We start from the raw sequence: 12424 nt of genomic DNA, 5'->3' as shown, positions 1-12424 counted from the left end.
GTTGTTTGTAATACTGTAAAAATTAGATTTCAGTATCCTATTTACGGAACTAGTGCTATTTAGATAGCTTTTTTAAGGAAATAGACTGGATAAATCCTGTTTGGATACTATGCGCGGGGTCTCCGAAACAGATAAACAGGTATAGGTGAAGAAAAACAGACACGCTTTTAACCGGGGCTTTGGCTGCCGGTTTGCTGGTGAAGGTACTCTTTTCTAGCACTTTCCAGCTCCTCTATCAACTCCTGACGCTGCCGCTTCAGGCTTTCTGCAACCGGGCTGTTGCTTAGAAAAAGGCGTAGCAGCAACCAATGCTCCCGCACACGCAGCAACGTGTTCCAGTAGCGCAACGAAAAAAAGCCCGACACCGGCAGGCTGATCAGGTATAGTAGCAGGTATAGGGTGCTGGGCCAGAAGTGCCACAAGATACCTGCCTGCAGTGCGTATAGTATAGGAAATGAGAAAATGCCCACGGATAGCATGATCGGTGCTCTGAACTCCTGCTCTTCTGTCAGCGCATCGGCTACTTTGGAAGGTATGACATAGGCCAGGTAATTGTTAAGAAGTCCATACAGGTATAGCGGCATGGTAAGTGTCAGCAGCAGGGTACGAACGAGCGTGTGACGAAGCAGTACGTTGTTCTCCTCCCCTGTGGGCAGGTGCTGCAAGTCCAGTTCCTGCAGCTGTCGGGTATACGACCGCATTTTATCCCGAAACCGCTCCACCCGTCTCGGCTGTGTTTCCAGAAAGTGCGCCAGCCCTTTCATAATTGCCCTTGTCAGCAGAAAGTCGCGCACGTGGCGGGGGGCTTCTATGGGCGTTTTTGACGCCAGTTTTTCTTTGTATACCTGTTCTATGTGCCTTACTAGCACGTCCTCGTCATCAGAGGGAGTCACTACTATTAACTTCTCAAGTTGCAGGCGAATCTGGTCTGTCAGTTCGTTAACGGTTCCCTTTTCATCCTGCTGGTACTGTGCCAGGTAAGGGGCGACTGCTATTGGCTTCCCCACATTTACAAATACATCGCTTCGAAAGCGGGTGGGGTCGGAGTAGTTGAGGCCCACGGGGAGTATCTGCAAGTCAGCTACCTCAGGCAAGTGCGCTACAGCGCCCAGCGCCATCCGGGCCGTACCTGTCTTGATCTTACGCAGTCGCCTTTCGTTGAAGCTGGTTCCCTCCGGAAAAATAAGCAGTGTTTTGCGCTCCGTCAGTGCCTGGTAGCTGGCCTTGAATGTGGCTTCATTGTCTATTGGTACACCCGGTGCATCTTGCTGGCGGTGAATCGGAATGAGGTTCATGCGGTGAAGGAGCCAGTTATGCAGCGGTGAGCTGAACACCGTGCTCTTCGCGATGAAGTATACCTGTTGCGGCAGCAGCGAGGCAATCACGATCGGATCCATGAACGTGTTGGGGTGGTTGGCCACCACCAACAGCGGACCACGTGCCGGCATCAGGTGCCGGTTGCGCACCACAAACCGGCGGAAGAACACCCACAGGCCCGCGCGTAAGATAAGCTTTAAAACAAGGTATAGCATGTGTGCTTTTCAGGTGTACGCACAAGCTCGTTGGGGTGTGTGCCTGTGTTTAGCCTGACAATATAAGCAATAACTTTTACAGCCGGATAATGGAGAAAGCAGACAGAATAAAGTTTGAGGCAAGGTATGGCTACCTGTTTGCAGGGCAGCAGGCAAAACCAGCAACTGCTGCTTATTCTTCGGAAACAAGCCAGTCGTAAGCGGAGGTGAGGTCGTCAAACTCTTTGGTTTCGAAGGGGAGCGGGTCGGAGCTGTTGACAAACACTTGCTGGAACTGGCGGTTGGCAGCCGGGTCGAAGGGGTGGAGGGAGGCAGCGCGCTTGAGCGGGAGCTGACTGAAAGCCTGTGCGTATATATCGCGGGTCCAGACCAGGTCATCGGGGGCTAATGGGGCGAGCAGGCGACTGTCCGTAATAGCGTAAGGCACGCCCAGTTCACGGGCCAGCCTGATCAGCTTGATGAGCGCCTGCCTGTACTGCAGGCTACTGCATTTGCCATACCACTGACTAAGCAGCACATGGCTGGCTACATGGTATTCTACGAGCAGATAATCTGTCTGGAAATAAACCATAAGCTGTGGAGTTAACCCGGTGAATCTCAGTTTAATAATAATAAATAATTATAGTAGAATCAATCTTTTTTAAAATAAAAAAGCCTATTAGAATATTGTAATAGTGCTATGTTTTGCTGCCGCTTTCGTGTTTATGCTGCTATTATATAGCTAGATATATTTACTTGGATTTCTGAAGCTAATAAATAGCCCTTGCAACACGCAAAAGCCGCAGATAGCAGCACCCAATGCTGCTATCTGCGGCTTTTGCGATAAAAAATAATTTATTTCGTTCTCAGATTATTGGCGTTGCTGCCGTCAAGTTTGCGGGTGTCCTCTTCGTTTTTGGCTGCGGCATTGCCTCCTTCCTCTATACCTTCCGGCTCAGCGTCTATAATGTCGCGCTCCTCCTTCTTAACGCCTTCAAGTGGCTCTGGATTCTCGTCTGGCAGACGCTCGCTTTCATCTGAGTTGGTAATAATATCGTCTTCGCGTGGTGTTTCCATGGTTTTTCAGTTTAGGTTATACCTTGTGTACGTAGCGCGGGCGCAAGGTTTAGGTATAGCTACTATTACAGCCTCCTTCTATTTGATTTACTTTATTATATCAATAAAACGGTTCACTCTTCCGAAGGCACAGGTACACCGTGTCCGTGTTGAGTAAAAGAAGAAGTGCCTCTACTCAGGATTTTTAACAGCCATAAGCTTATCGTTAGGTTGAGTTGCAAAACCTTAACAGGTCCATCTGTAAAGAATTGTTGGCTTTATGTAAAATATATTATACTTTTAGTAAATCAAATCGTACATAATTCAAAAAGCCGTTTATGAAGGAAGTTCTGCCACAAGTAAAATTGCTGCCCTACAGGTATAAGCGCTATGGCCTTTGGGTGTTGATCATCGGTATCCCCGTTATGGCGCTTTTGAGTATGGCGCTGCTTAGTGTGGGGTTGATAGCAGATAGGCAGAACTTTTTTACAGAATGGTCCTACCCGATGGTCTACTACCCCATTGTGATAGGCCTGGCTTTGCTCAATTTCTCGGAAGAAAAGGAAGAAGACGAGATGGTGCAGCACCTGCGTTACCAGGCTTTTATGACAGGGGTGTACTACCTGATCGTCGGGATACTGATGCTGCCTTTGTTCACGAACGTGATCAGGCTGCTGGAAGGCAAAGCCATGGGTATGCCCGATGTCGGGGGGATGCTCGGTGCACTATCGCTGCTGCTCTTTTATACCTACATTTATTTTAGGATCAGGCTCCATCAAATCCGCAAAGCGCTCGAGGCTGATGAAGAATAACATCAAAGTAGAGCGGGCCAAAAAAGACATGACCCAGGAGCAATTGGCCGAGGCCCTGTGCGTGAGCCGCCAGACCATCAATGCCATCGAGAAAAATAAATACCTGCCCTCCACCTTGCTCGCTCTCAAAATGTCGAACCTGTTTGGCTTGACTGTAAACGAGCTTTTTATACTGGAAGAGGGCGATTAGCCGGCAGTTTGTGGCTTTGGCGCACGTATAGCGTATGCCCCTTGTTAAAAAAAGATAGACCTGGGGTGCATATTTCGTTTGTGAGCCCCAACATTTTCCGGTAACTTTGGGCAATTTATACCTACCAAAGCACATGCCTAGAGACACCAGTATTAAATCCGTTCTGATTATTGGTTCTGGCCCTATCGTTATCGGCCAGGCCTGCGAGTTTGATTATGCGGGCTCCCAAGCCTCCCGCTCCCTTCGTGAAGAAGGCATCGAAGTGACGCTTATCAATTCAAACCCCGCCACTATCATGACCGATAGTGTAACAGCGGATAATGTGTACCTCAAGCCGCTTGAGAAAAAGTACATCATTGAAATCCTGGAGAAACATAAAATTGACGCTGTGCTGCCAACCATGGGCGGACAAACAGCCCTGAACCTGGCCATTGAGTGCGATAAGGCTGGTGTTTGGGAGAAATATGGCGTCAAAATCATCGGGGTGGACATCAAAGCCATCGAGACTACCGAAGACCGCGAGAAGTTCCGTCTGAAGATGCTCGAGCTCGGGGTAAATGTTTGCAAGGGAGAAACAGCTACCTCGTTCCTGGAAGGAAAAGAGATAGCGCAGGAAATTGGTTTTCCACTCGTTATTCGCCCTTCGTTTACCCTTGGTGGTACGGGGGGCGGTTTTGTTAATACCCCTGAGGAATTCGACGCAGCCCTGACACGCGGCCTGCATGCCTCGCCGGTGCATGAAGTACTGGTAGAGCAAAGCATCATGGGCTGGAAAGAGTACGAGCTCGAACTGCTCCGCGACAACCTCGGCAACGTGATCATCATCTGCTCGATCGAGAACTTCGACCCAATGGGCGTGCACACCGGCGACTCCATTACAGTGGCCCCGGCCATGACCCTGCCCGACACAGTATACCAGCAAATGCGTGATCTGGCCATTAAAATGATGAACGGCATCGGGCAGTTTGCAGGCGGCTGCAACGTGCAGTTCTCTGTGAGCCCGGATGACGACACGATCATCGGTATCGAGATCAACCCGCGTGTTTCCCGCTCTTCAGCGTTGGCCTCCAAAGCAACCGGCTACCCAATCGCGAAGATCGCCGCCAAGCTGGCCATCGGCTACAACCTCGACGAACTGAAAAACGCCATCACAAAGACCACTTCGGCCTATTTTGAGCCCGCGCTGGACTACGTGATCGTGAAGATACCGCGCTGGAACTTCGATAAGTTTAAGGGCGCCAACCGCACACTGGGTTTGCAGATGAAGTCTGTAGGCGAGGTAATGGGCATTGGACGTACCTTCCAGGAGGCGCTGCAGAAAGCCTGTCAGAGCCTGGAGATCAAGCGTAACGGTCTGGGTGCCGACGGCAAGGAGATGACCAATTATGATGAACTCATCTACAACCTGAAGAACCCAAGCTGGAACCGCCTGTTCTGCATCAAAGATGCCATGCGCATCGGTATACCTACCAGCACCATCCAGAACCTGACGAAAATCGACCCATGGTTCCTTTCCCAGATCGAGGAGATCGATATGCTGGAGAAGGAGATGGAGAAATATACCTTAGCAACCCTGCCGGGCGAGTTGTTGCGTGAAGCCAAAATGAAGGGCTACGCTGACCGTCAGATCGCACACATCCTGCGCTGCCTTGAGAGCGAAGTGCATGCTGTGCGCATGGAACTGGGTATACAGCGCGTTTACAAAATGGTGGATACCTGCGCCGCCGAGTTCGAAGCCAAGACGCCTTACTTCTACAGCACCTTCGATGGTGAGAACGAAAGCGTGGTGAGCGACAAGAAGAAGATCGTGGTGCTGGGCTCTGGTCCGAACCGCATCGGACAAGGCATCGAGTTCGACTACAGCTGCGTGCACGGGGTGCTGGCGGCCAAGGAGTGCGGCTATGAAACCATCATGATCAACTGCAACCCGGAAACGGTTTCGACAGACTTCGACATTTCGGACAAGCTGTACTTCGAGCCCGTGTTCTGGGAGCATATCTACGACATCATTCTGCACGAGAAACCAGAGGGTGTGATTGTACAGTTGGGCGGACAGACTGCCCTAAAGCTGGCTGAGAAGTTGGACCGCTACGGCATCAAGGTGATCGGTACAAGCTACAAAGCCCTCGATCTGGCCGAGGACCGCGGTTCGTTCTCTTCGCTGCTGCGCGACCTCGACATCCCATACCCGCCGTTCGGTGTGATTGAGTCGGCTGAAGAGGCGCTGGAGCTTTGCAAGGAGCTGAAGTTCCCGCTGCTGGTGCGTCCAAGCTACGTACTCGGTGGCCAGAGCATGAAGATCGTGATCAATGAGAAAGAACTTGAGGCCCACGTGATCGACCTGCTCAAAGACCACCCAGGCAACAAGGTGCTGCTCGACCACTTCCTCGACCATGCCATTGAGGCAGAGGCCGACGCGATCAGCGACGGTGAGGACGTGCATATCTGCGGTATCATGGAGCACATCGAGCCAGCTGGTATCCACTCTGGTGACTCTTACGCAGTGCTGCCTCCGTTCGACCTGAGCGAAAACGTGATCAGGAAGATCGAAGACTATACGAAGCGCATCGCCCTGGCATTGGACACGGTGGGTATCATCAACATCCAGTTCGCCGTGAAAAATGAAGAGGTATACGTGATCGAGGCCAACCCACGTGCATCGCGTACTATACCTTTCATTGCCAAGGCCTACCGCGAGCCGTACATCAACTACGCCACCAAGATCATGCTGGGCGAGAAGAAGGTGAAGGACTTCAACTTCAACCCGTATAAGAATGGCTACGCCATCAAAGTACCCGTATTCTCCCACAGCAAGTTCCCGGAAGTGAACAAGGAGCTCGGCCCTGAAATGAAGTCCACGGGTGAGGCCATCTACTTCATCGACGACCTGCAGGACGACTACTTTGTGAAAGTATACTCTGAGCGTAATCTATACCTGAGTGTGTAGTAGTTACAGCTACAATATGCAAAAGCCCTCTTCTGAAAAGGAGAGGGCTTTTTGTTTTTAGGCGGCTACAGGTTGTTGTATGCTTCTCCTCTTGCTATAAAGAGCGGTATACAGGAGCGGAACAAAGAATGTAGCGGAAGCGGTGCCTACCGTTAAGCCACCAATAACCGATAGCACCAATGGTCGCTGCAGGTCTGCTCCGAGTCCTGAGGCGAAGAGTATAGGCAACAGAGCCAAAATGGTGGTAATGGAAGTCATCAGGATTGGCTTTAGAGATTCTTCTCCCGCCTTGGCTACAGCTGACTTTAGTGGCATTTGTTTGCGGAGGCGGTTGATATTGTCAATTTTTAGGATGGCATCGTTTACCATTACTCCCAGCATTACCACCATGCCGATCGCTGACATGATGTTAAGTGACTGACCTGCCAGGTATAGAAGAAGTAAACTTCCAGCTATACCTAATGGCAGCGTAAGCAGCACAATAACAGGCTGCAGCAGCGACTCAAACTGTGCACTAAGTATAAAGTATAGCAGTACTACCGACAGTAAAAGCACATAAAGCAGCTGCTGTAGGTTTTCCTGATCTTCTAAAAACTTACCAGCTATATTTACCTGCAGGCCCTGCTGAAGCGCGTCTTCCTTTATAGTGCTAACTATAGGGGCAGCAGGCACAGCATCTGGCAAAAGCAAACTGTGGTAGATGCCATACTTGTCGGCTGTTATGCTCTGGTAGCTAGTGCTATATCGCAATTCCACTAATTGGTCTAGCGAATATTCCTTGCCACTTGTGCTGGAAGCAAAAGCAGTAGCAAGTCTGTTAGCCAGTGCCTGTTCGCTTTCCTGCAGCTTTACAGGTATAATCGTGCTGAAATCTTTTAGATCGGTTACTGTGACATTGCCAAAAAGGGAGCGGAGTTGACCTATTACTTCGTTATAGTTGATGTTGTAAGCTGCCAACCTGTCTTGTCTTATACTGACGTTGTAAACTGTCTCCTGCAGGGTGCCTTTGCCAGGTTGCGCTCCCAGGTTATTCTGTTGTGATAACAGACTGGCTTTATATGTAAGGGCCTGTAAGCTTTCAGCAGGTATGGGTTGGCTGCCGCTTGTGCCTCTCCATCTTAACTCTGATAGTGGCCGCTCGTCATTAAAAAGTCGATCGAACGCATTAGGTGCATCGGTAGCCTGAACAACAGCTAATGGGTAGCGTTCCTTAATTTTTTGCTGCAGAAGCGCAAGACCCTGCTGTTTCTGCGCCGCATCCTTAAACAGGATATAGAGTTGGGCTTCCTGTGTCGTGTTATTGCTCTCTTGCAGCAAAAACTGTTTGGTGCCTATCTCGCCCTCACTTTGCAAGGCAATAGCATCCAGCGATTCTAGCAGCGCTGTAGTACGGTTTTTGTTTTCTTGCACCTCCAGTTGTTCATTCCAATTGAGGTTTATAACTGCGTCATGTTTGTCTAGGTATGGCAGGCCCTGCAGCGGAATCAGTCTGTAGAGCAGAAGCGATAGCGGGAGCAGTAAAAGTAGCAGAAACAAGTGCAGCTTGTGGCGACGCATTGCCTGATGGTGCAGGCGCCTGTACAGTGTTAGTATGTGCAGATATAGGCGACTGTCTTCGGCAGGTATAGTGGTGAGGTTTTTAAATAGCAGGCGATACAGCAAAGGGAGCAGCAGAAAAGACACTGCCAGAGAAGTTGCCAATATGGCGGCCACCGCCACAGCCTGATCATAAAACAGTGCACCAGAAAGGCCATTCAGAAACACAAGTGGTACAAAAACAGCCAGTGTGGTCAGTACTGAGCTAGTGAGCGGAGCCATCATCTCGCGTGTGCCCTCTACACAGCTATCCAGGAGCGGAACGCCAGCTGCTCTTTTCTGCCCGATGCGGTTAGTTACAATGATAGCGTTATCTATCAGCATACCCAGACCAAGGGCAAGACCACTTAGCGAGATGATATTAACAGAAATGCCGAATAGTTGAAATACCAGAAAACTGAGCAGGAGCGATATTGGCAGGCTCAGGCCTACCAGCAAAGGAACCCGTACATTGCCAGAAAAACAGAAAAGCACAATGAACGCAAACAAACCTCCCCACAGTAAGCTCCCTTGCAGGTTGCCTATACTCTCCTGCAGCAGCAGCGATTGGTCCTGTGTTACCTCAAAGTCGAGTTGGGGGTAATCCTGGCGAAATTCATCTGCAATAGCATACAGGGCGGGCATCATCTCTGTCATCTGGGCTTGCATCTGCTTGTGCACAGCAATCACCACTGCCTCCTGATTGTTAAAAATATGGTAACCTGTTGGTTGTACTTCGCCTTCCTGTACCTGGGCTAGCCTAGAGATGGGAATAATATGCCCTGCTGGTGTAAGTACGGTGAGTTGTGCTATATCTGCAGGTGATTTTAATTTTGCATTGAGCTTGAGGTAATAACGGTAATGCCCGTCTTTAACCGACAGCGCGCCTAACTCCTGATTATTAGCCTGAATTGCTGCCGTGATGTTGGCGATAGTTAAACCGTAAGCACGGAGCGCTTTGTAATCAGGTTCCACCACCAGTGCCCGTTGCCGCGTGCCGTTTAAGTCTACCAGCGATACCCCTTCCAGTTGCTCCAGGCGCTTACGCAACACTTTCTCCGCCAATTCCGATACCTCTGCCAGGGACTGCTTATGCCTGGGAACCACCTGGATACGGGCGACAGGTATGTCAGCTACATTCAGCTTTATGATCTGGGGCCGCTCCATTTGGCGGGGCAAGGCACTCATCAGGCGGTCCAGCTTCTCGTTAGCTTCCAGATATGCCAGTTGCATGGGAGCACCGTGTGCGAAGTACAGTTTTATGGTGCCAGTCTGAGTTTCGGCAGTGCTTTCGATCTCCTTTAAGTTGGCGAGTGTAAGCATCGCGCTGCGAATGGGGCGCAGCACATTCTGTTCCATCTCTGCTGGGGCGGCATTAGGCAGACTCGTTTTTATAACGAGCTGCGGCACTTCGGCCTCTGGCAAGAGTGAGAGTGGTAGTTTCCAGAGCGCCAGCACGCTGAACACCAGGAGTGCCAGCAGAGTCATAAGTACCGCTACAGGTCGTTGTAGAAGAAAGCGAAGCATAGGCTAGCAGTATTAGAGGGGCGTAGCAGCCAATTGTTGCTTTACCTGCACAGGTGTGTCATGTTCCAGTTGCAGGTTGTTTGCGATAATTACTTGGTCTCCTGTTTTTAAGCCCTCCAGCACCTCCACTTCTTGCTCATTTTCGAGGCCAGTGGTAACATAACGCCAGACAGCCATACCTTCATGCGCAACAAATACTACCTTTTTGCCACTGCGTAATACGACAGCATCTTTCGGTATCACAATGGCTTTTTGTACTGGCACACGAATGGATGCCACTGTGTTCATGCCAGGAAGCAAGCCCTGAGGTTGTTGTACCAAAAGCTTCACCTGCACCATACCCTCGGCACTTACACTTGGGTTAATTTCATGTACAGAGGCTATGTATTGTTTGCCGCCGTTGGCGAGTGTATGAATATGGGCTTTTTGATTTAGCTGAAGCCGTAACGCTTCACTTTCGAGCACCTCAGCTGTGAGCAGCAGTTGATCGGCAGAGTAGAGCATGCAAATGGGATCTGTTGCACTTACTATGTTGCTTGCCTTTATGTTCAAGTCTGCTATTCTGCCTGAGAACGGTGCCCTCAACTCGGTGTGCGCCAGCGCTAGGGCTGCTTCTTGTTGCTGTAGCTGTGCCTCGCGCAAACCACTGCGTATAATAAGTCGCTCGCTCTGGCTCTGGTCTATCGATTCGGGTTGGCCAAAGCTACCGCCGTAGTCCACTAGCAGGGCATTATAGGCCTCCTGCTTCAGGGCCGTTGAAGACTGTGCTTTTTTCAGCGCCAGTTGCAGCGCATCTTTCTCCAGTGAAGCGATAAGCTGACCTTGCCTTACATATTGACCATTCTTGACATGCAGCTGCTGTAGGTATCCTCCCTGCCTGAATTGCAGCACGCTCTGTTGTAATGGCTCAATTTTGCCATTAGCTTGCAAGTGGTACTCAAAAGTTTTTAGCGTTGCAGTCAGCAACTGTACTTCAGTTGGTGCTGCTGTGGCCTCCGCTGCAGTAGAAGCAGTGTCAGGTAATGCGGCAGTTTGATCGGACGCAGGCGCAGACGTACAGGCTGCACAAAATAACAATCCGCTCCAGGCTATAAGGCTTCTTCTCGTTAGCAACATCTTCATAAAGCTGGTGGTTTCTGCAATGATACTTTCACATGGCGCTTTTCAGTACTTCAGCTATGTAATAGAGAATTTAAAAATACAAATACAATAACTAAAAATATAGTTTAAAATACAAGTCAAATTTTTCACTATTCAGAAATTTATTTTTCCTCAAACTTAAGCACGGCAAATGATAAATTGTTTTGACCCATACCATTGTCTATAAGAGGGAAGTATACACCCTCACGTCCAATCAAGTAGTTCGAACTGTAATTGCTGTCCTCAATCGGGATCTCTGCAAGAACATTGAAATTTTCATCCATCACAGTGAAGTATCTGTTATTTCTAACATTTTGTAAGCTCTCGCCTTCTGTCTGCCCCTTCTGTATGCGGTAATAGTGCTTGCGATAAGGGTCGTAAGTAATGCGGAAGAACTGGCTGCTGTGAGCAGTGTGTTTTGTCTGCTTTCTAGTATCTTCGTAATCGGCCAGCGTGGTAGGAGAAGTTTGGTTGGGAACGAAACGGCTGTCAGCATTATAACTGCTTTGCTCGCCTGTCTCAATGTCATAAGTATAGATGGTAGAAGAGACAGGGAAATTGTAAACCAGTTTGTTGCCTACAAGCGTGTAGCCAGGCCTGTCCAATTCGCCATAAAACTCTTTATTGTACTCTTCAGGAAATTTAACAGGTATAGGTTCTATGTTTCGATGTAGTAGGTTAACGTAAGCAAAGGCATTCGAGTCATAAAAGTCAGCTTGAGTTCTCTTCCCGCCTCTGTACATGGGTACTATCAGTGAATTTTTTTGATGTGCTACTATCAAGTCGTTGCCTTTGCCTGCCTGTACAACAATACCATCAGGTAAATTTATTCTATACTTATCGAGATCAAGACCAGAGAAGCTGACCTGACTATGGCGGCTCAGTGCATTATAGTGTTGCAGGCGGCGCCCTTGCTTATCAACTACATACATAAAGTAATTGCCATTAATTATAATGGAATCTGATACCATGGTAAATGGTCCCACGTTCGTTACTTTGTCTGGGCCATCTTTTGTGAGAGCTATGCTGCTGTTTTGCCCTTTCCCATCAAGGCTGATGAAGTCAATGGAGTGGTCTAAGTGATTAAAGCCAGCAAACATCTCCTTACCGTCTTCAACATAAATGACACAATCAAGCGGGTAATAGCTCAAGTAGCTGCCGCTAATAGGGATGTGCTTTTCTGTAAAATTGTGCTTAATCTCCTTGTCTGTGCTCTTCGTGCAGGATAACAGTCCTATACATATTAGAACTAACCCTGTAAAATGTTTGATTGCCATATTATTCAATATCGAAATTCAAAGATAGGGGCTTAGAAAACTAAGCATTCTATCCTTATTAAATCTAATTAACAGCCTTCTATTACTCTAATTAAAACATTTTCAGATCTATCTCCACAGGCTTCTTTGATCGCTTCTCTCATTTCTTGAAAGCCACTTTCACATACAGTGGCAGTGCTTCCAGGGCTACAAGAGTCAGTTGCAAATGACGCATTAGGGATAAATGAAAAAAAGGCTCCTAGGGCCGCAACAAAAGCGAGTCTAACATTAAGTTTTTTCATAAATTAATTTTTTAGAGGCTGTTTTGATTTTATTTAGTTAGTTTGTTAAGCATGATGTGAATCATGGCCACTTTTATCATTGTCTCAGACGATTTGGTGGAGTACTCA

General features: G+C 48.7%; 10 protein-coding genes. 3 read left to right on the top strand and 7 right to left on the bottom strand.

Going from position 1 to position 12424, the window contains the following annotated elements; genetic code table 11:
* Positions 1 to 167: 167 nt before the first annotated feature.
* The 3 genes from C8E01_RS20665 to C8E01_RS20655 form a co-directional block, all read right to left on the bottom strand.
* Positions 168 to 1532: a lysophospholipid acyltransferase family protein gene (locus tag C8E01_RS20665; RefSeq protein ID WP_116545360.1), complete on the bottom strand. Its 1365-nt coding sequence runs from the start codon at positions 1530 to 1532 to the stop codon at positions 168 to 170.
* A 172-nt stretch (positions 1533 to 1704) separates the two neighbouring features.
* Positions 1705 to 2103 (bottom strand): hypothetical protein, encoded by a 399-nt coding sequence (locus tag C8E01_RS20660; RefSeq protein ID WP_116545359.1) that lies wholly within the window; start codon positions 2101 to 2103, stop codon positions 1705 to 1707.
* Between the two features lie 263 nt (positions 2104 to 2366).
* The gene (locus tag C8E01_RS20655; protein ID WP_116545358.1) at positions 2367 to 2588 is read right to left on the bottom strand and encodes a hypothetical protein; all 222 of its coding nucleotides are present in this window, start codon (positions 2586 to 2588) and stop codon (positions 2367 to 2369) included.
* 317 nt (positions 2589 to 2905) lie between these two features.
* Between C8E01_RS20655 and C8E01_RS20650 the strand changes: the two genes are divergently transcribed.
* The 3 genes from C8E01_RS20650 (at position 2906) to carB (ending at position 6516) form a co-directional block, all read left to right on the top strand.
* Positions 2906 to 3379 carry a hypothetical protein gene (locus C8E01_RS20650; RefSeq protein WP_116545357.1) on the top strand — a complete coding sequence of 158 codons (474 nt, stop codon included), beginning with the start codon at positions 2906 to 2908 and terminating at the stop codon, positions 3377 to 3379.
* Positions 3369 to 3569: a helix-turn-helix transcriptional regulator gene (locus C8E01_RS20645; protein WP_116545356.1), complete on the top strand. Its 201-nt coding sequence runs from the start codon at positions 3369 to 3371 to the stop codon at positions 3567 to 3569. The genes C8E01_RS20650 and C8E01_RS20645 overlap by 11 nt, the downstream gene beginning before the upstream one ends.
* A gap of 133 nt (positions 3570 to 3702) precedes the next feature.
* On the top strand, positions 3703 to 6516 hold the full coding sequence (carB, locus tag C8E01_RS20640) for a carbamoyl-phosphate synthase large subunit (protein ID WP_116545355.1): 2814 nt from the start codon (positions 3703 to 3705) through the stop codon (positions 6514 to 6516).
* Positions 6517 to 6573: 57 nt separating this feature from the next.
* Here the strand turns inward: carB and C8E01_RS20635 are convergent, their stop codons facing one another.
* From C8E01_RS20635 to C8E01_RS21500, 4 genes are all read right to left on the bottom strand, one after another.
* A complete protein-coding gene (locus C8E01_RS20635; RefSeq protein ID WP_116545354.1) occupies positions 6574 to 9618 on the bottom strand; it encodes an efflux RND transporter permease subunit in 3045 nt (1014 codons plus the stop codon).
* A gap of 12 nt (positions 9619 to 9630) precedes the next feature.
* Positions 9631 to 10740, bottom strand: a complete 1110-nt coding sequence (locus C8E01_RS20630) for an efflux RND transporter periplasmic adaptor subunit (RefSeq protein WP_116545353.1) — start codon at positions 10738 to 10740, stop codon at positions 9631 to 9633.
* 140 nt (positions 10741 to 10880) lie between these two features.
* Positions 10881 to 11909 carry a DUF4221 family protein gene (locus tag C8E01_RS20625; RefSeq protein WP_243409743.1) on the bottom strand — a complete coding sequence of 343 codons (1029 nt, stop codon included), beginning with the start codon at positions 11907 to 11909 and terminating at the stop codon, positions 10881 to 10883.
* A gap of 194 nt (positions 11910 to 12103) precedes the next feature.
* Positions 12104 to 12316 carry a hypothetical protein gene (locus C8E01_RS21500; protein WP_133242805.1) on the bottom strand — a complete coding sequence of 71 codons (213 nt, stop codon included), beginning with the start codon at positions 12314 to 12316 and terminating at the stop codon, positions 12104 to 12106.
* Between the last annotated feature and the right edge of the window lie 108 nt (positions 12317 to 12424).

Origin of the sequence: Pontibacter virosus, assembly GCF_003096355.1 — a bacterium.
GTDB classification, from domain to species: domain Bacteria; phylum Bacteroidota; class Bacteroidia; order Cytophagales; family Hymenobacteraceae; genus Pontibacter; species Pontibacter virosus.
The sequence above is the reverse complement of the archived record's forward strand: the minus strand, read 5'-3'. Positions and strand labels throughout refer to the sequence as shown.

Excerpts from the sequence above, each read along its gene's own strand:
- C8E01_RS20630 (WP_116545353.1), bottom strand. The coding sequence starts at position 10,740 with ATGAAGATGTTGCTAACGAGAAGAAGCCTTATAGCCTGGAGCGGATTG.
- C8E01_RS20645 (WP_116545356.1), top strand. The coding sequence starts at position 3,369 with ATGAAGAATAACATCAAAGTAGAGCGGGCCAAAAAAGACATGACCCAG.
- C8E01_RS20655 (WP_116545358.1), bottom strand. The coding sequence starts at position 2,588 with ATGGAAACACCACGCGAAGACGATATTATTACCAACTCAGATGAAAGC.
- C8E01_RS21500 (WP_133242805.1), bottom strand. The coding sequence starts at position 12,316 with ATGAAAAAACTTAATGTTAGACTCGCTTTTGTTGCGGCCCTAGGAGCC.
- C8E01_RS20660 (WP_116545359.1), bottom strand. The coding sequence starts at position 2,103 with ATGGTTTATTTCCAGACAGATTATCTGCTCGTAGAATACCATGTAGCC.
- C8E01_RS20650 (WP_116545357.1), top strand. The coding sequence starts at position 2,906 with ATGAAGGAAGTTCTGCCACAAGTAAAATTGCTGCCCTACAGGTATAAG.
- carB (WP_116545355.1), top strand. The coding sequence starts at position 3,703 with ATGCCTAGAGACACCAGTATTAAATCCGTTCTGATTATTGGTTCTGGC.
- C8E01_RS20665 (WP_116545360.1), bottom strand. The coding sequence starts at position 1,532 with ATGCTATACCTTGTTTTAAAGCTTATCTTACGCGCGGGCCTGTGGGTG.
- C8E01_RS20635 (WP_116545354.1), bottom strand. The coding sequence starts at position 9,618 with ATGCTTCGCTTTCTTCTACAACGACCTGTAGCGGTACTTATGACTCTG.